The organism is Bacillus sp. KICET-1 (genome assembly GCF_027721405.1).
In the GTDB taxonomy this organism is placed as follows: domain Bacteria; phylum Bacillota; class Bacilli; order Bacillales; family Bacillaceae; genus Bacillus; species Bacillus velezensis.
In genome coordinates, this window is the sequence record NZ_CP113515.1 from 2,331,497 (window position 1) to 2,348,499 (window position 17,003).

Genomic DNA, 17,003 nt, shown 5'->3' on the forward strand with positions numbered 1-17,003 from the left:
GAAAGGGGCGTTAAAGTGAATTACATTTATAAGAAAAAGGAAAAGAAAAATGGAAATTGTATCATTTCAATCAGAGATAAATGGGAGAACGCACTTATTGAGTTTGAACAAAAAAATAATCAAATTGAGATCGTGATCAATCACCGTAACGAGAAAACAACCAAGTTTTCACTGCCAATCGAGACTTTTGAAAAAGTGTATGAGGATATTAAAATAGGCCGGAGAGAAAGTTAATCATTCTGTTTGAAAATGACCATGAAGTTCGTAAGCGGTATGGTTTTAACCGCATCTGGATTCCCCTGGCAAAGTAAAGGTTTTTGGGGATTTATGTCAAAATAATAGTAAGTACCTTATGCAACAGGGAGTTTGGTTGCTTCATAAGGAGGGGGAAGTATGAAAAATAAGATTCACATATTGGGAGCCTCTGGTGTCGGAACGTCAACATTGGGTGTTGCATTATCAAAGCATTTGCCGCATACGCATCTTGATACTGATGATTACTATTGGACAGATAAATTCACTAAAAAAAGAGAAATCCCTGAAAGAAGAAAGTTACTTAAAAAAGACTTGACAATAAATGAGAAATGGATTCTTTCTGGCGCAGTGTGCCGCTGGGGCGATGATCTAAAAAGTTATTTTGACCTTGTCATCTTCTTATGGATTCCGCAGGATATACGGCTTGAGAGATTAAGGCATAGGGAATTTCAGCGTTATGGAAACGAAGTGTTAGCCGGCGGCAGTAAATATGAACAATCAAAAACATTTTTAGAGTGGGCTTCTTTATATGATCATGCCGGAATGGAAGTTAGAAGCAAAGCTTTACACGAACATTGGATGGCAGATTTATCTTGTCCATTGTTAAAAATTGAAGGAGATTACTCAGTCAATGAAAGAGTTGATCGTGTCTTGGATTATCTGAATTCTAATTAAACTGACGGATGGAGATAACTGCAAAATCCAAAAGTCAAAGACAGTTCCGGCCATTTTAACGGAGCTGTTTTTTTATACCGCTTTCAGTTTGTCTGTTGTGAAGTGATTTATTTTCGGCAGCATCCCACAAAAGAGAAGTGATTTGTTATTCGTTAAGTTCTCCGTTGGAGTATTTCTCTAAAATTCGTATAAATCGTTCATCACCTAATTAATTATTTCTTTGTTTATATTTATTATCCATTTCATTTTCACACCGAATTAAAGCCCTCTCATAACGAGAAGGGCTTTCCGCCTTTTAATACTTTCTCCTCAAAAAGAAGGGGAAGGCTTTATTCGTTTATCCCTCGTATCGTTTATTAATCAACTCTGTAAACATGGGGAATTATTGGTTAACTTAGAATTTTTTCGATCCAAACAAATATCTTTAAAAAAAGTTACCGGCAATTCACTGCGGCATATCGCAGTGTTCAATTGTTTAGTCCTTTTTTTTCATAACCTTTACAAATCTGAAAAAGTCATCATCATCCGGCAGGGGCTTGTCATCTTCGCGTCCATTGCGATGCATATGCGGATCAGAGTGATGTTCATTGTAGAACTCTACGATATGGAATCCGCACTTATTCACATAGAAGTTGATATTTCGCTTTTCAAAATAAGGTGTCACGGTTTCCCAAAGCACAGTATCCGGATACTGTGCTTCTATGGCTTTCCAAGCAGAAAGACCAATCCCCTGGCTGTGATGTTCTGGAGATACATAGAATAAATCAAGCGAATTATGATGTGTTTCGCTGTTGATACGTACTACTGCACCACCTACCTTCTTACCATCCCGAAGAATATGATAAACGACTGCTCCGGGAGCGTCGAAAGACTCCTGAACATCATTGTCCGATGGAATCGGTCCATCTTCGCAATCACCGAACATTTCAATCACGGCGATCGCAAAGGCTTCTTGTAATTTTTTTTGGAATTCTGGCAGATCAGATTCCTTTGCTGGTTCCAGAATAACTTTTGGTTCCTTTTTTGTTTTCATGATTGTCACTCCTTCAGTTGCTGAAATAACGAGTTCAGTCGTTCAGTAAAACATTCCAGCTGCTCTGCCGCTTTTTCTTCCGCGGTAATTTTGGCGTTAAAATACTTGCTGCAAGGGTTTAGTCATTATTCTCAAATTTTTCCTATAGCAAATCGCATAAAATAGTCGAATGTGTTGCCCTTGGCTATAGGCATGCGCAAAAGATTCATTTTAGATTCGATCACGAGCTATGCACATTGAGTAAACTCTGGTGAATTTTCTGTCGGAGTTAGCCCAAAGAAGCACTAAATAATATAAAAGTTTAATACCCACTTCAGTCAACAACTAATTTGAAGTTATGCAATCTGTGCAAAGGGGTTATTTCTGAATTGATTTTTTAGAATGCAGCGGAGTTGCTTTGGGACTCCCGTTTACTTTGCCGTACGTCAGCTTGCGCCATATCAATTCCATCGGACCGTACTTAAACCGTTTCAACCACAATGTACTAAAGCTCATAAGCACGAAGTACACGGCCAGACTGAACATGAACGTGCCGGCGGATTGAATATGATCGGCAAGCCCGAATCCGTACTTGAGGAACAGAACTGTTCCAATGATAGAGTGAAGCAGATAACAGGTCAATGACATCCGTCCGACTTTGGTGAATATCATCATAGGGCCTCGCAGCTGAGGAACGTACAGAAACAGCATTGCAAAAGTGCTCATATAAAACATACTTCCGGTTAAGCCGCCATTTTGACCCAAGACAGAGGAAATGTCCTTCCACAGCATATTCTCAGAAAGATTAAACATGTCTAGTAATATACTGCTTTGTGTTATTAGAAAAGCGATTGTGCTAATGATCCAGATACGCTTCCATATGAACTTTTTCGCTTCCATGTCTTTGAAAAATTCCATCTTAACAAAGTACACGCCCAGCAGAAACATGAGAAACATGGAATAGATCATAGAGAAAGAGCCAGCCGCCATCGTGACCATATCTGTCCACCGAGTGCTGATGGATTCCATGTAAGTAAGGGTTGTGTGGCTAAACAAAGTAAACTCTGAAAAATTCGGGTTTTTTGACCCTGCAGTATTGATGACATTGTACAACATTGTGAAAACAGGGGTCAGGAATTGAAACACGATAAGTGCGATAATCCATCTAAGCACCGTTTTGGCCGTGCGTTTATAGAAGGCGAGTAACAGGAAGCCGCTTACGGCGTAAAAGGTCAATATGTCACCGACCCAAACAAATGTGATGTGCAAAATGCCAAATCCCAACAGGATAGATAACCTACGGGCAAACAGCTTGTTGGGACTATCTACCTTCTGCGCGGCTCGATCCATAAAGATCATAAACCCAACTCCGAACAAGAAGGAGAATAATGTAACGAATTTCCCTTCGGCAAACCAGGAAACCAGATTGTGCAGTACGTCATCGGAGGCCATTTCGAATCCCTTTACTGAATCTACGATCAGGAAATAGTTGACAATAATAATGCCAAGCAAGGCAAATCCACGTACGATGTCCAGAAAATGAACCCGTTCCCGCAGACTTACCGGTTGCCCGCGTCCTTCGTTTTGTACAATCATATCAATACTCCTTTTCCATTTATCATTGCAATGTGCAGTGCGGATCTGAAAAACTTGAGCCTTACAATGGATAAATATAAAGACAGAATCTTAACAATTTATGAAGGTTCATCATTTTTTTAGAAAATGTGACAAATTTGTGGCGAACATCAGCTTTCATAAACTGTTAAGATTTACGTAGTATCTTATAACGTACGTGTTACTTATGAATGATATATAGTAAGGTCACACGAGAAATAACATCAAGAATCATGAGGTGAAAGAGGCATGACCCATCGAATATTAGTCGTAGAGGATGATCATGATATTGGTGATCTTTTGGAGGAATCCCTTACGCGTGCAGGATACGAGGTGCTAAGAGCCAAGGATGGGCAGCGAGCATTGCAACTTGTGAATGATTCGCTCGATTTGGTTATTTTGGATATTATGATGCCAGGCATTTCGGGAATCGAAACCTGTCAGCACATCAGGAAAACCTCTAACGTTCCAATTCTGTTTCTGACGGCCAGATCGAGTACACTCGATAAAACTGAGGGATTACTCGCCGGCGGCGATGATTATATGACTAAACCCTTCTCGGAAGAGGAACTTCACGCCAGAGTGATTGCTCAATTACGCAGATATACAATCTATCAGGAAAAGAAGGAACAGGAAGAAACATTTCTTATCGGGGGCAAACTGAGAGTGAGCGAAGAATTTAATGAGGTTTGGAAAGAGGAGCAGCAAATCAAGCTGTCAGATCTGGAATATCGTATCCTGAAACTGCTGATGAGCAAACGCAACAAAATATTTTCTGCTCAAAATATATATGAGAGTGTGTGGGGACAGCCTTACTTTTACTGTTCCAACAATACGGTGATGGTGCATATTCGGAAGCTGCGCTCCAAAATTGAGGATGATCCGGCACGTCCGGTTTATATAAAAACTGAATGGGGAAGAGGATATCGATTTGGCGCATCGTAAATTTACGCTAACCAAAAAACTGGCTTTGCTGATCATGGTTGCTGCGATTGTGAGCGGTGTGATCTTTCTGACGTTGCAAAAGATCACAGATGATCTGATCGAGGGATACCTGAGTTCGGATGAGTATTACCACAAGGAGTCAGCGAGATACATTCAAAAATTCAGTCAGTACGTTTCAGAAAATGAGTTGTCTACATCGGATAGAAAAGCGTTTGGCGAGTGGGTCAAAAAAGAAAATTATATTAACCTCACCATATTCAAGGATCAGGAGCTGCAATATGATTCCGTTTATTCTGAATCGGATTATGGAAAGGAAAAGCTGACTCAGTATGCTCAAAATCATTCACATCCGGTCAAGTTCAGCGATGGTGAAGGACGAGTCATTATCGACGGTTTCTACTCTTCCCGATATTATGATCTGGCCTTTACTTTGGATTTGCTCGGTGCAACCCTCATCTTTTTAATCATTGTTCTCTTGGGCATTCGCCAAAGTCTTCGCTACCTTAAAACGCTTCACCAAGAGATTCATATTCTTGAAGGGGGCCAGCTGGACTACGAGATGACGATAAAAGGGCATGATGAATTAGCGATGATTGCAAAGAGCATTGAGGATCTGCGGAAAGCTTTCCTGGATAAACTTAAAGCTATCGAGGAATTGCAAGCTGAGAGCCGCAGCCTGGTTACCGAAATGTCGCACGATATGCGCACACCGCTGACGTCGCTGATCATGAATCTGGAGTTTGCCAAAAAAGAGGGAGGCGAAGCGGGTTCCAGCAAAGATCGGTATGTAGCCAATGCTTATGGTAAAGCACTGCAATTAAAAAGCTTGTCTGACAATCTGTTTGCGTATTTCCTGCTGGACAAGGAATATGAGGCCGATCTGGAGACCGTTGCAGTGAAAGAAGTGATCTACGATCTAATATCAGATCAGATTGCTATCCTTCATCAGGAGCATTTCCGGGTCCATATTTCAGGCGAGCTGCCGGAAACCTATATTAACGTGAATTTGGAGGAGCTTGGGCGTGTATTTGATAATGTGTTGTCAAACTTATTTAAATACGCAGATCCGGAAGAAGAAATCAGCATCACGTTTATATCGGATCAAGAAATATTTGAGATTCATGTTAGCAATACGATTAAACTTGCGGATGTAACACCGGACAGCAACGGACTCGGTGAAAGAAGCATTGCGCGAATGATGTCCCGCATGCAGGGGCAGTTTCACAGTATACAAAAGAATTCCAAGTACTGCATCGTGCTGCGATTTTGGAACAGAAAGATGTAGGCTGCGAATCAAAACGACGAAAATATTGTAATAGGAGACAACAAGATGAGATTTTCCAACAATTTTAAAAAGGCGCCTTACCTGTTACAAGCGCTTCTCAATGTCTGTCTGTTCTTCCTGGCGATAGCCTTAAGCGGACTTCTGATCAGCGAGACATGGTACATCGTGCAATTCGTATACAAGTCACTGTTCAACAAAGTGGACAGCTATTATGAGATGCTTGGGGAACTGCTTATATTCTTCATGTACTTTGAGTTCATTGCTTTGATTATCAAATACTTCAAATCAGACTTTCATTTCCCGCTTCGCTACTTTATTTATATTGGCATCACGGCTGTCATTCGTTTGATTATCATCGATCATGATCAGGCGATCTCAACGTTCTGGTGGGCGATGGCCATTCTTGCAATGATTTGTGCATTCTTTATTGTCAATAGACGAAATTCTGTTGTTGAACATTAATAAATTAGTTCACTTTATACCGATACGCCACTAAAATGTCCCTAATTGTGAATGAGAGCTGGAACAGAATAAAAAAATTGATATCGGTACTTGTCCCAAGGACATGACATGAACTGTCTGGAAATGAGATTGCTTCTTTATTTTACAAGGAAGAGATTAAAATTCTTAATAAATAATGATTAGTCGAATTTCATTGACAGACAGTATGAATCAAGTAGCATCTAACCTTTTACTCACTTTGTTGATGCAGACAGTGCTTCAAATGTTGGTTTCAAAATGGCAGGAGATCAAGTTAGGACTAAAGGAAGGGAAAACCCCTTCCTTTTTTACTTGGACAGACTGAAAACAGTGCCCTTTTTCTGGCCGAAATGAATATAAAATGATGTAAATGAGCGGAAGGTGTCTGTAAGTAATCATTGTAAAAGAAATAACTATGTCCTATACGAACTGTAAAATCTCCCGTTTTTGTTTATACACTCCAAGCTTGGGTGAGAAATTCTTAAAACCGTAATTTGTCTTGAGAATTAGTAGCGGATTTCTTTAATTGACGCATCCAAATAAAATGTCGGATCAAATAAAAAGCAGTTATAAGGGCAATCATTAATAAAATCCATATTGATGAGAAAGAAAGGATAATCAAAAAGCTGATAATAAGCATTAATGATAAACTCTTTGAGAACTTACCAGGTAGCAGTTTATATGCAGACAAAATACCGCAAATCGCATTACTAATAAAGAAAGCATTTGCTATGCCGACAATTTGTTCAACATTAATGAAGTTTATAAATAAAAGAATAAAAACGATAGCATGAATTAATGTTAATAAGCCTAGGGCTCCAATTGGTATGTTTGTTTTGGAGCGGAAAGAAATCAAGGTTATTTTTTTATTCTCTGAGGCTATTAGACGTGATACTCCGCCAGTAACCAATAAATATGTGCTCATACATAATATTGTTGTGATGAAAGCCATTGTTGGTGAAGCAAACGTTCCAAGCAATGGAATTAAAATAATCGTTAATGTGTGTGCCTGATGTAAATTAATCCATTGATAAGAAGCAGCTACAACGATACAAACCGTTGTGATGACCACTGAGCTTATTACTATTGCTTGGGGAATCGTTCTTTTTCTATTTTTGACATCCAAACTATAATTCCCTATAATTTCCCAACCTACTAGAGCCCAAAAAAGTAATAGAATACTATAACCAAAATCATCAAGATGAAATGGTGTTTTAATAAAAGCTTTATCCCTCATAAAGGGGATTGAACTAATTCCTCCACTTAACAATACTACTGTGGCAATTGTGGAGAACATAAATGACACTTTTCCTATAGAAGAGATATTCAATAATAGAACGAATAAACAAATCATCATCAGAATGATTCCATATGTCTCTAGTGGCCAACCATTACTTTTGAACAAAGCCTTTAGATATTGACTGGCTGTCATGAGAACGGCAACTGGCCCCACACTGCCCGCAATAATAAAAAATACAGAAGTTAATTGTTTTATATGTTGTCCAAATGCAAGTTCGACTGTATGCGCAACACCAGATTCATTCGGAAATAAAACACTCAATTTTCCAAACAATGAAGCAAATAGAAAACTAATGATCATCATCATAAACCATGCTAATATGGCATAATCTCCAGTCTTACCATAAATGATTGGTGGAAGCAATATAATTCCCGATCCTAAGATAGGACCAACAATTAATCCGCTTAAAAGTACGGGGCCGAGTTTTCTTTCTCTCACTTTACATTCCATCCTTTCCTAAACGTGTTTTACGATCATATTCCAATTGTAAGTTGTTTCCTTTCATCGGTAAAATAGATATATATGAACTTTTCCATCGGAATTAGTGATGTTCAAAGGGGGAGACATGATGGAAATACGGCACTTAAAAACATTTATAACAATTGTGGAAAAGGGAGGATTTACAAAGGCAGCTGAATATTTGGGTTATGCCCAATCGACCATAACTTCACATATTAAAGATATTGAGCAAGAAATAGGAAAACCGTTATTTAATCGTTTTGGGAAGAAAATGCTGTTAACTGAAGCGGGGGAACTTTTGTTTCCTTATGCAAACGAAATGATCAGGATTTCCGAAAAAGTAAAACAAATACAATCAAACGATGAACCGATCGGTACTCTCGTTATTGGTGCTCCGGAATCTTTAACGGTTTACCGTTTACCTCCAATTATTCACGAATTCAAAAAGCTCTTTCCTAAAGTGAAAATAACATTAAAATCATCGACATGCTGGGAATTAAAAAATGATCTCCGAAATGGGAAGGTGGATTTAGCGTTTCTTTTGGGGTACGAACAAGAGGAAGCTGATTTATATATAGAAAAACTGATAACTGAGCCAATGATATTGATATTCCCTGAACATCATCAGTTAAAAAATATTCCATTTGATGATTTTTATCTTTCATCTGATGAAGTGATTTTATATACAGAACATGGGTGCAGCTACCGTACTTACTTTGAAGAGTATATGAAACACCAAGGACTGGTTTCGGAGAATACCTTTGAATTCTGGAGTGTTGAGGCAATTAAGCAGTGTGTGATGTGCGGATTAGGAATTTCGTTATTACCGTTGATCACTGTACAAAAAGAGTTGAAAGAAAACAAATTAAGTGGATTGATTTTGGATGAAACACGTATTTTAACGCAGGTGGCTTATCATAAAAAAAGATGGCATTCCTTAGCGATGGCTGAATTTATAAATATCGTAAAAAAATATGCGGACTTATGGGAAAGAACTCAGACTTTATAGTCGATGCTCATTAAAGTTTTCGAGTCGGTGCAAAAAGAGGAGGGGATGAGACCCCTCCCTTAAAACCTTCAATTCCTCTAATTTCATTGTAAGATATATTACTTTTTTGAAATGGGGATCCAAATTTCACTTTTAAAAGATGGCGATGTTACATCTTTATGCTCGTTCCACAGGATTTCCGGGCCTTCAATTTGTTCATAATGTGACGATGGAAACCATTCGGAATAAATCCGCCCCCATACTTCCTGCAGTGCATCCGGAAATGATCCGGCTGCTTCGAATACAGCCCATGTTGAGGCAGGGACTTCAAGCTGTGATAGGTGATTTGGGCAATGTTTCGTTGTGGCTGCGCCAATATAGTGATCAAGCTCTCCGTTTTCCTCTGTCCGGCCTTCAGAAAAGTTCGTGGATGCACTAATGAGTCCTACAGGCGCTACATTAGAAAGCTCTTTTAGTTGATTGATTGCTGCTTCATCTAAACTTTCCCACATCGATGCAATGTCAGGATTCACGCCTTTAAACAAAATAGGGACTCTTTTTTTAATGCCGACGATGCGAAATGCCTCTTTCTCTTCAATGCGATAGTTCATTTCATTTCCTCCTTTGATTGATAACTGGAAGGTCATTCGCGGATAAGCTTTAAGTGAATGGCCATTATGTTTAGCTTCTGATGGTCTTATGCCATGCAGATTTTGAAATGCTCGTGCAAAAGAATCTGGTGAGTGATAACCGTATTTTATCGCAAGATCAATCACCTTTACGCGGCTGTCTTTAAGTTCAAAAGCTGCAAGAGTAAGACGTCTGCGGCGAATATATTCCGATAATGAAATACCTGTAAGGAAGGAAAACATCCTTTTAAAATGATATTCAGAGCAGAAAGCAAGCCTTGCTGCTTCTTTGAAATCAATATCGTTCGTGAGGTTTTCTTCAATATACGTTAATGCGCTGTTCATCCTTTTAAGCGAATCCATTTATTTGACCTCCTTTAACAAAAGAATAACAAGAGCGAAATGTATCTACCCGACATTTCGTGCACAGTTTTGCAGGATAACTTATATGTAATAAATTAAGTTATTCACCTGTATTTGTACAGATAAAGAAAACACCTAATAACTCTTGGGTTTCATAAGATGAAAGAAGTTATCATTGTTTTATATTGAAAAGAAAATAAAAAAAGCCGGAATGTCAGGGACTGCCCCCCGTTTTTGAGACAGGGGTCAAAACACCTTTTAAACAGCCAATTGCCGATAGTTTATCGGTGATTGGTTGTTTAGTTTGGTTTGAATACGAATATTGTTATAATAATGAATGTATTCTATGACAGTGCGTTCTACGATGGCAGTCGTAGTTCGATCAATGCTGTTAAGATAGAACGTTTCAGACTTTAGCGAGGAATGAAACGATTCGATGGAGGCATTATCAGCGGGCGTCCCTTTGCGGGACATGCTCATGGTAATGCCTTTTGTTTTAACAGCTTTTTGATACTCGTAAGATGTATACACAGAACCTTGGTCACTATGTAACACGCAGTTCTCAGGCAGCATTGGTAGCTGATCAAGTGTGTCTAAGACAAAGGCTGTGTCCTGCTTATCCCCAATAGTAAAAGCAATCACTTCTCCATTGTATAAATCTAATATACTGGAAAGGTACAATTGTTTCTGTCCATAAGGCAAATATGTGATGTCCGTTACTAGTTTTTCAAGAGGACGATCAGACTGAAAGTTCCGATCCAATATATTATCGACCACGGCATATGGCTGCCCATCCTTCTTGCGCTTTTTCACCTTAACCCGACACTGCCATTGATTTTTCTGCATAATACGTTGAACCGTTTTATGGTTAATACACATTCTCTTTTTTAGTATGGCTGTGATTTTTCGATATCCATATCGATACTTGTGCTCTCGGCACAACGTGCCGATTTGTTTTTCCAAATGGCGCTTGGGATGATCCTTCATCAGATTCTTCTTCCAACGATAATAAGACGCTCGAGAGATACCTAAATGAATACAGATATCCTGTACGGTCATTGTGCTGTGCAATATTTCTACAAGTTCGACTGACGTTTCGCTATCAACTTCCTTTCCAATTCGTTGTACTTTTTTAAAACTTCATTCTGTTGTCTCAGGTAACGAATCTCTGCCTGCAGTTTCTCTAAATCGGAAGAATACTCCGGACCTTTTCCGTAAGTGTATTGCTTTCCAACAGGCTGTTCGAATCGATGTGTATCACCAGCCTTATACCATCTAACCCATGTCTGAACCTGTGTCTTATTCTTAATATTCAACTCCTGCAGGATCTCTTTCATAGGTACGCCTGCCAATCTCATTTCTACAGCCTTCTGTTTCACTTCAACCGGATAACTCACTCTTGTCCCCATAGAAAAAACACCTCCAAGTCTAATTTCGGCTAACAATCATCCGTATTCAAACTTGAAGGTGTTTTTATTTGTCTCATCTTATGGGGTCAGTCCCGTCAGATCCGGCTTTTCGCTCATTTCCCCTTCGACTTCTTCCGCTTCTCTTTCTCCGCCCGGTAAAACTCATGGAACATTTTCATCAATGCGCGTTTTTCAATCCGCGACACATAACTCCTTGAAATGCCGAGCTTATCGAGATGGTATTTATAGACTGAAAGAGCAACTTAAAACTTTATTAAAATAAGAGAAGACCCTCTATAGGGGCCTTAACATTAATAAATTTGACATTTTTTATTTGCGTGCCCATTCATTCCATAAAGGTTCTAAGCTGTTTTTTAGGTCTATGAATATCCATGGGTAGAGTGAGAAAAAAATAAGAATAATAACAAAAATATAAGAAGAAAGTTCATTAAACAACACTTTTCTTCTGTTGAAAGAATTGTGTTTATAAATTGGTAATGCATTCTTGCCTGTTGAATAGAATACAAAAAGAGTAAGAATCAACATCCCTGCGCTTCTAAAAATGAAAAAATAAAAAGTAGTAGTATTCCATATACTGAATGTGTATTTAAATAAGTCTATAAGCCAAATTTTAAAGGAGGTGCCTCCTTCAAAATTTACTTTTATATGATCAGCAACTATTTGTAATTCCTGTGGTGCTGAAAAAAACAGCAGACTTAGAAGAATGCAACATAAAATTATTTGCTGGATAAAATTGATGAAGAATTTACTTTTGTCATATAAGTTTGATGTAAGCTTTATGGCAATTGAAAAACGAATAAACTTAATAAACCGGATTATAAAGACAGCCAACAGAATTGCAACAAACCAATAATAGTAACTAGTATAAAATGCACCAAAGATAATGATAGCTATATAAAAAAGAACAATCATAAAATAGTTATCTGAGCCGGGCTCCCTTTTTGCATTGGTGACTTTATCTATTTGATTTTGACTAGGCATGAAAATGTTTATTATATTGATTTTCTTTTTTCCAATATGCACAGAGTTGTTATTGCCTCGTTGAATTATTTTAGTAGGAGTTTCTTTGGTAGCGGCAAACCCTATAATTATTGTTATGATGGTTAACAATGATGCAATAATACTTAGACCGGTATTTGTAAGATCAATCAATAGTTAAACTCCTTCTGTTCTAAAAATGAATTATCAAACATTATTCAATATTCCTCTGCTATTTTTAGAACCTTGAATGCCAAGGACACTCAGAGTTATGTTCGGAAATTTCAGAACTATAGTCAAAAAACTTAATGTTGTTCTTCAAGCTTGTCCATTAAGTCTGTAAATGAATCACAAACATAGCTAATGGAACTTCCCTTATCTTCATTAGCGATCTCATGATCCCAAAAAACAATTACGGGTTCTTGAGAAGACAATCTATAATCAAAACAAAAGAGGTTTCCCCCTGCATCTGTAGCAAAAGGTATGATCTTATCAACTAACCGATCTTTAACATTATCAAGTGTACTAAGGAGATCAATTGGTCGAGTTGGATCTCCTATACTCAGTAAATTGTTTATTGATTCTCGAGAATTTTGGAATGAGACAACCTTTTTATCTATAGGAGAGCATCCATTATGGTCTTTAATGAACTCTCTGTAATCTGTCGGGAACTTGATTTTTAATTTTTCTTCTACCTCTTCGATCTGACTGTTTGTCGCCTCTTTAAAAGTGCTTCGTTTTCTCCATTTAATACTTTGCATTGATTAACCTCCTATTTCTCATCTTTCCCCCAAATTTTATATCCGCCAGTGTGACCAGTTTTAGCATGAATGACTCGATCTACTAGCTCCATTTTTCCAGGAGTTTGATGGTGGTGCCATGTGTATTTCTCTGGTGTTATTCCATCTTGAAGATCAAGTAAATCATCTTCGTTCAAATCAAGCTTCTTAATCAATGATGGATCTTCTTCAATCTGCTTATATAATTGTTTATTTAATTTGTCAAAATGCTGGTCTCTACTTTTTTTAAAGTCGGCTTTATCAAGTGTGAGTGTATGTTTTGATTCGAATATTGGAAATCCGTCTTTATCATAGGGAACTTTTGTTACTGGATGGACATCATTTTTCAAATGACCCATTCTTAAGTTAATGGTCGTTGTTTTGCCCGCACTGTTTTCGTACGTGTATGGTGCAGCTTTAACAAATTGATCATGTTTGGATTGTATTGTTTTTTTTAATATAGACGTATTCTTTACATTATGGGTATTCTCAATATCTTGTGCTATACCTACAAGTGCTAGATCATCTTTATTTCTAGATAAAGAATTTATGTAGTTTTTCCCTACGGTAATCCCTTTGTTTACATGTCTAGTAGCTGCTTTTTCTCCAGCTTCAATCACTTTATCTACTTTGGCAGCACCGGCTTTACCAAGTTTGCTTGTTACTTTCACAGCAGAGCCAACGCCTTTAAGTCCAACAAGGCTCCCGACCACATAGGTAACATAATGAGATCGTGAGTAAGCATCTCCGTTAACCATTTTATCATTCCATGAATCCGCTATGTTTGTCCATATGATTTTTGCATAGGAAGGTGTCTTCAATACAGCTGAAATTGTTTTGGCTAATTTTTGTTCTTCGGAGAGCTGGGAAAACTCCCAAGTCCCGACAGCTAAATCTTTAACGCCAGTCACAGTATCCTTAGCGACATCGTAGAGACCGACTCCAACTCCTTTCAGGACTTCCCATGTGGTTTCACCAACTTCTTCGAGCTGTTGTGCTTGTTCAAGCTGAATCACATATTGTTGCTGGGAAGGTTCAAGATTCTCGTAACCGATCTTCTTCGCAATTTCCAAGTATTCATCCGGATCGGTCACACCGTCAGCGAGCTTTTTCTTCAGATCCTTGATTTCCCGCTCTTTCGCTTCTTCCTTTTTAATCGTCAAATAAGCATCTGAATGTCTTGCAATCTCGCCTTTTTTCTTATGTATGTCACTTTCTCTGTACGCCTTGGCGTTATAGTGAAGTGGTGTTGCATTTTTTCCCTTACCCGTGGCATTTTGGAGCTGTTGAAAGTCGGCCTGGATGAACTGTTCGTTCGCTTCTGTTTCTGCGTATTCTTTCGTTAGATCGTGATCAAGCTTTCCGAGTTTATGTATGGTCTTATCCCGTTTTTTGTCTGCTGAATCCAGCTTTTGATCGACATCTTCTGTAGAGAAAACATCAAGATGAATGATATCGCTGATTTCATCAAGGATACCTTTCATTTCATTGCGCTGCTCCTGCATGATGGCTTTTGATTTATTCTTCGCATGAATCAGCTCATGTTCTAAAAAGGACTCTTCCACAAACGAATCGGCTAATCCCGCATCAGTTACTTTTCCTGAGATACTGTTAAGAAAAGCAATCTTCATATCGATCAGATTAAGCCAGCTGTCTGTAACGCCTGCGTGGTCTTGAAAAAAGGCTTTGATATTGTCGGCGCCTTTGCCTGAAAACTCACTGTCGTCTAAGTCAGCCATCCCCTGAAAAGCTTTCCTGAGATTGATAAATTGTTCTCTAATCTGATCATATTCTTTTGCTCGCTTTTCCGCTGCTGAGATTAACGAGGATGCTTCAAATACTTTCATATCTGTCTCCTTCCCACTTAATCTTATCTAAATTTTACCACATTATATTACATGTAAGAAGCTTCTTCCTTTTGTTAAAGATACTTTCTTTAGGAGATTTGAACTTTAACAAAATCTTAAAATAGGATTAATTCAGTTGATGAAAAATGGAAGAAATGGTTAGGCATTGGTGCATTATCTCTAAGCTTTACTTTGGCTGCATGTGGGTCTGATTCTGCTTCTACAGATAAAACAGATTCAGATAAAGCTAAAACAACAGAGCAAGCAGCAGTTTAGCGGACGAAGGAGAAAAATCAGTTGCCTTACTTGAATACTGAATAGGTGTAAAAAAAGCGGTTATTCATACGGATTGAAAAAGAAGAACACGCAGCAGATTCACTTGCTCTTGTTTGGGGCAAGTGTTGACAACCCTATACTGGTTTAATTAAAGAAGGAGTATAAAACCTGTATCAATGGTGTTACTAGATATCTGCGACACAGGTTTTATATGTAGGTAACTAATATTCTGATATATGTAACATTGCATTTTTTTATTATGCAATAGTTCACTCTATTTCTGCTTTCAATTTTTCGAACCACTCTAAATTAACCAAGTGATGTGAACGGGAATTTTCATTCATGCGGCGAAAGTAATTGATTGTGCCGGGAATTTCTTGAGTGATGGACAGGTATTCATCAAGAAGCTCGATTCGAGTTTTAGTCTGATCGATTTGTGATTGGATCAGATCCAGTAATTTATTTTTGTCGAATTCATCGGCAAAGAGTAACGCCCCATAAAATGGCAGGTTCACATATTCCGATTTGGTGCCGTATTTGATCATTAATTTTTCAAATTCTGCCCTTCCCGAATCTGTGACTTTAAAGTTACGGATTTCACGCCCGCTGGTTGAGGGTTTCCGCTGAATCTGTTCAATCAAACACTTTTCTTCAAGTTGCTGCAGATTGTAATAAAATGAACCTTTCGTGAAGTTAACAATGTATTTGTAATGACGTTTTTCCATTAAGGCCAGAAGTTCATAGCCGTGAGCTCCGGGGTTTTGGATGAGCAAGCCAAGGATAAGTAAGGGAATTATGGTTTCATCACCTTCGCCATCCGCGCCTCAAATTCCGCGTACGTGATTTCACCCGAAGCCAAATCCATACTATGAAGGTAAATCTGTTCTGTTTTAGAATAGTCACCCTTCACTTTCAGTGATTGCTCCTCTCCCGAAATGGGTTTCAGGATATGGTGCTTTTTCGAAAAAGCCTCGAAATAGCGGTAACCGAATTTACGTTGTGAAGCTGCGTCTAAATGAATGCCATCAGGATTCGCAGTCAAACCTGCCGCAGTAACAAAATAACAATTCTGTTGTTCATTAGCAAAACGCAGCAATTGTTCATTAACCTGTCGAAATTCAGTCGCGTGCTGTCCAAAACCGGTCTTCCCAAGAAAGTCACCAAGCCCTCCAATAATCAACGGTAAATCATCAAGTTTCAACTCGTTTCTTAGCGTCTCGATGATAAGAGTTAATTTCTCGTAATAAGTTTCATGCAGCGAACGATAACTGTCACTCTCACCTTGGTGCCAAAGGATTCCGCAAATTTGACTGGAACGGAGGGCGAAGCGGGCTTCGGACAAAGCATGCTGAAAAAGGATGCCTTCCGGATGCCAGTCATTCAATGAACTGCCGCCTTCCGCACACGGGATTAAGCCAATTTCTTCATCGGGATGAGCTTTTGACCATGCATCTGCAAAAGATGCCGCCAGGCCAACGCCGGAAACCGGACGGTCGTAATTAATCGGCTCTGTCATCATCTGCCATTGTCCATTGCGCAGCATTTTAATTTTTTCATTATAGATAGGGTCTGCTTCATTCAAAAATCCACGGCCCGCCATATTCGACTGCCCCAACATTAAAAAAGACTTTATCATCTAATTTTTTCACTTCTTTACATCAATATTTTAGTCTAATTAGACTATAGTC

Annotated in this window: 16 protein-coding genes and 1 pseudogene; 6 read left to right on the top strand and 11 right to left on the bottom strand. The window is 38.6% G+C overall.

All coding sequences use genetic code 11. The features are described 5' to 3' along the window. Positions 1-15: 15 nt before the first annotated feature. Both OVA33_RS12000 and OVA33_RS12005 read left to right on the top strand, forming a co-directional pair. A complete protein-coding gene (locus tag OVA33_RS12000) occupies positions 16-234 on the top strand; it encodes a hypothetical protein (protein ID WP_063636810.1) in 219 nt (72 codons plus the stop codon). Between the two features lie 159 nt (positions 235-393). Further along, positions 394-930 (top strand): ATP-binding protein, encoded by a 537-nt coding sequence (locus OVA33_RS12005; protein WP_014305463.1) that lies wholly within the window; start codon positions 394-396, stop codon positions 928-930. Between the two features lie 475 nt (positions 931-1,405). Here OVA33_RS12005 and OVA33_RS12010 read toward each other — a convergent pair whose 3' ends face one another. Together OVA33_RS12010 and OVA33_RS12015 are read right to left on the bottom strand one after the other, a co-directional pair. Further along, positions 1,406-1,963 (bottom strand): GNAT family N-acetyltransferase, encoded by a 558-nt coding sequence (locus OVA33_RS12010; RefSeq protein ID WP_128974109.1) that lies wholly within the window; start codon positions 1,961-1,963, stop codon positions 1,406-1,408. Positions 1,964-2,320: 357 nt separating this feature from the next. Continuing rightward, complete coding sequence (locus OVA33_RS12015; protein WP_063636720.1) at positions 2,321-3,538, bottom strand: DUF418 domain-containing protein; 1,218 nt, start codon at positions 3,536-3,538, stop codon at positions 2,321-2,323. Between the two features lie 267 nt (positions 3,539-3,805). Here OVA33_RS12015 and yrkP point away from each other — a divergent pair, with 267 nt between their 5' ends. From yrkP to psiE, 3 genes are read left to right on the top strand one after another with little or no spacing between them, the layout of a single operon-like run. After that, positions 3,806-4,501 carry a two-component response regulator YrkP gene (gene yrkP, locus OVA33_RS12020; RefSeq protein WP_022552925.1) on the top strand — a complete coding sequence of 232 codons (696 nt, stop codon included), beginning with the start codon at positions 3,806-3,808 and terminating at the stop codon, positions 4,499-4,501. After that, entirely contained in the window at positions 4,488-5,786 is a 1,299-nt protein-coding gene (gene yrkQ / locus OVA33_RS12025; RefSeq protein WP_021494348.1) for a two-component system sensor histidine kinase YrkQ, read from the top strand. Before yrkP ends, yrkQ begins: the two co-directional genes overlap by 14 nt. Before the next feature lie 45 nt (positions 5,787-5,831). Beyond that, positions 5,832-6,248: a phosphate-starvation-inducible protein PsiE gene (gene psiE, locus OVA33_RS12030; protein ID WP_012118039.1), complete on the top strand. Its 417-nt coding sequence runs from the start codon at positions 5,832-5,834 to the stop codon at positions 6,246-6,248. Positions 6,249-6,747: 499 nt separating this feature from the next. Here the strand turns inward: psiE and OVA33_RS12035 are convergent, their stop codons facing one another. After that, positions 6,748-8,004, bottom strand: coding sequence for an APC family permease (locus OVA33_RS12035; RefSeq protein ID WP_071181860.1), 1,257 nt, complete (start codon positions 8,002-8,004; stop codon positions 6,748-6,750). A 130-nt stretch (positions 8,005-8,134) separates the two neighbouring features. On the opposite strand from OVA33_RS12035, the gene OVA33_RS12040 reads away from it, so the two are divergent. Beyond that, the gene (locus OVA33_RS12040; protein ID WP_063636719.1) at positions 8,135-9,034 is read left to right on the top strand and encodes a LysR family transcriptional regulator; all 900 of its coding nucleotides are present in this window, start codon (positions 8,135-8,137) and stop codon (positions 9,032-9,034) included. A 98-nt stretch (positions 9,035-9,132) separates the two neighbouring features. On the opposite strand, the gene OVA33_RS12045 is transcribed toward OVA33_RS12040, so the two are convergent. The 8 genes and pseudogenes from OVA33_RS12045 to OVA33_RS12080 form a co-directional block, all read right to left on the bottom strand. Then, on the bottom strand, positions 9,133-10,005 hold the full coding sequence (locus OVA33_RS12045) for an AraC family transcriptional regulator (protein ID WP_017418189.1): 873 nt from the start codon (positions 10,003-10,005) through the stop codon (positions 9,133-9,135). Between the two features lie 258 nt (positions 10,006-10,263). Continuing rightward, positions 10,264-11,414 (bottom strand): IS3 family transposase gene (locus OVA33_RS12050; RefSeq protein ID WP_094246999.1). Its coding sequence is split into 2 segments (ribosomal slippage): positions 10,264-11,141 and positions 11,141-11,414, totalling 1,152 coding nucleotides; the frame shifts between segments, so codons are not numbered across the junction. Positions 11,415-11,527: 113 nt separating this feature from the next. Then, positions 11,528-11,644: pseudogene (locus OVA33_RS12055) on the bottom strand (sigma factor-like helix-turn-helix DNA-binding protein); the annotation flags it as partial. Positions 11,645-11,744: 100 nt separating this feature from the next. Continuing rightward, positions 11,745-12,587 carry a hypothetical protein gene (locus OVA33_RS12060; RefSeq protein WP_003152826.1) on the bottom strand — a complete coding sequence of 281 codons (843 nt, stop codon included), beginning with the start codon at positions 12,585-12,587 and terminating at the stop codon, positions 11,745-11,747. A 131-nt stretch (positions 12,588-12,718) separates the two neighbouring features. After that, complete coding sequence (locus OVA33_RS12065; protein ID WP_003152829.1) at positions 12,719-13,174, bottom strand: SMI1/KNR4 family protein; 456 nt, start codon at positions 13,172-13,174, stop codon at positions 12,719-12,721. Positions 13,175-13,185: 11 nt separating this feature from the next. After that, positions 13,186-15,039, bottom strand: coding sequence for a T7SS effector LXG polymorphic toxin (locus OVA33_RS12070; protein WP_017418188.1), 1,854 nt, complete (start codon positions 15,037-15,039; stop codon positions 13,186-13,188). 545 nt (positions 15,040-15,584) lie between these two features. Next, complete coding sequence (locus tag OVA33_RS12075; protein WP_026092261.1) at positions 15,585-16,112, bottom strand: PadR family transcriptional regulator; 528 nt, start codon at positions 16,110-16,112, stop codon at positions 15,585-15,587. Continuing rightward, positions 16,109-16,951 carry a sialate O-acetylesterase gene (locus OVA33_RS12080; protein WP_017418186.1) on the bottom strand — a complete coding sequence of 281 codons (843 nt, stop codon included), beginning with the start codon at positions 16,949-16,951 and terminating at the stop codon, positions 16,109-16,111. Before OVA33_RS12080 ends, OVA33_RS12075 begins: the two co-directional genes overlap by 4 nt. Positions 16,952-17,003 lie beyond the last annotated feature (52 nt).